Genomic DNA, 1385 nt, shown 5'->3' on the forward strand with positions numbered 1-1385 from the left:
CTCCCGGCGGTGATGCCACCGTCCGCTCCTCGCTTTTCACACCGGACGGCAGCGACGTCGTCGTGGACTGGCACGGCACGCATCTGCGCGTGCGCACCCACGGCAGCCGGCACCGGGTCGGAGACGCCGTCTCCGTCCACATCACGGATGCGGTGGTCTACCCGCAGGCTGCGCAAGACGCGCCCGAGCGCGAGGCGGTGATGTCGCCATGACCCTCGCACTGGTCAGGCACGGACGCACCGCATGGAACCGCGAGCGCAGAATGCAGGGGCAGTCCGACATCGCTCTCGATCCGGTCGGCGAAGCCCAAGCCGAAGCGGCCGGTCGTCTGCTGGCGACGGCGGTCTGGACACGGATCGTCTCGTCGCCGCTGCGACGTGCCTCGCAGTCGGCCGAGATCATCCGTAGGCACATGCCCCATGCAGAGTACCGCGTGCATGACGGCCTCGTCGAACGTCACTACGGTGAGGCCGACGGTCTGCAGGTCACCGAAGCGTGGGAGCGGTGGCCCGACCAGGACTATCCCGGCGCAGAATCCGTCGCTGCCACCGCCGACCGCGCCGCCAGCGCGCTGAGAGAGCTTCTCCGCGACGACGTGGACACCGTCGTCGTCGCTCACGGGACCCTGTTGCGGCTCGGCATCGAAGCCGTGACGGGGCACCAGTGCTCACGGCTTTCGAACGGAGACGTCGTGTTGCTCGAGGGGAGTGAAGCTCTCGGATACACCGCACGGTGGTTGACGGAGTAGCCCCCCGCACCACGGAGCACGAACGAGAGAAGCCGCCTGGAATCAGGCGGCTTCTCTCGTGATGAAGAACTTCATGTACGGAATCACGGGTGTGACTCGTACAACCTTTGTGCCCCCGACAGGAGTCGAACCTGCGACCTACGGTACCGGAAACCGGCGCTCTATCCACTGAGCTACGGAGGCGTACCGATCGACAATATCACTCGTCGGGGGTGGACTCCGACCCACCGGCCTCGGTGACCGGGGCGGTGCGCAGTTCATCGAGGGCGGCGGCGAGTCTCTCCGCCAGGTAGCGGTGCCCGTTCGTGGAGGGATGCTTGCGCCCCACCTCCACGTCGATCACGTCGAGGTAGTTCTGTGCGGTGATCCACTCCTGGGCGATGGGGGAGATGTACCACCAGCCGCGTGCGGCGGCGAGCGCGGAGAGATCGGTGTCGATGCGTGCGGTGGCCGCTCCGACGGGGAGCTCGTGCGGAGCGGGACCGAGCACACGATCGTCGCCTCCGGGTACGTGGCGGCCAACGTGTCCCACGCGGCGTTCACGGCGTCGCGGTAGCCGGCGACGCCCTGTGCACGGTCGTTGATCGATCCCTGGATGATGACCAGGTCGGGCGTGGCGGACGGGTCGAGCGCCGCG

At 67.8% G+C, this 1385-nt stretch carries 2 protein-coding genes, 1 tRNA gene and 1 pseudogene; 2 read left to right on the forward strand and 2 right to left on the reverse strand.

The window, feature by feature from the left end; genetic code table 11:
* A pseudogene (locus KZA10_RS15340) lies at nucleotides 1–212 on the forward strand (ABC transporter ATP-binding protein); the annotation flags it as partial.
* Nucleotides 209–748: a histidine phosphatase family protein gene (locus KZA10_RS15345; protein WP_218683318.1), complete on the forward strand. Its 540-nt coding sequence runs from the start codon at nucleotides 209–211 to the stop codon at nucleotides 746–748. The pseudogene KZA10_RS15340 and the gene KZA10_RS15345, both read left to right, overlap by 4 nt.
* Before the next feature lie 110 nt (nucleotides 749–858).
* On the opposite strand, the gene KZA10_RS15350 is transcribed toward KZA10_RS15345, so the two are convergent.
* Nucleotides 859–931 (reverse strand) — tRNA-Arg (locus tag KZA10_RS15350).
* Between the two features lie 16 nt (nucleotides 932–947).
* Nucleotides 948–1238 carry a hypothetical protein gene (locus tag KZA10_RS15355; protein ID WP_256934937.1) on the reverse strand — a complete coding sequence of 97 codons (291 nt, stop codon included), beginning with the start codon at nucleotides 1236–1238 and terminating at the stop codon, nucleotides 948–950.
* Nucleotides 1239–1385 lie beyond the last annotated feature (147 nt).

Source organism: Microbacterium sp. BF1, from assembly GCF_019279095.1.
GTDB classification, from domain to species: Bacteria; Actinomycetota; Actinomycetes; order Actinomycetales; family Microbacteriaceae; genus Microbacterium; species Microbacterium maritypicum.

Bases quoted from the DNA above. Each gene is read 5' to 3' on its own strand.
- KZA10_RS15345 (WP_218683318.1), top strand. From the start codon at position 209: ATGACCCTCGCACTGGTCAGGCACGGACGCACCGCATGGAACCGCGAG.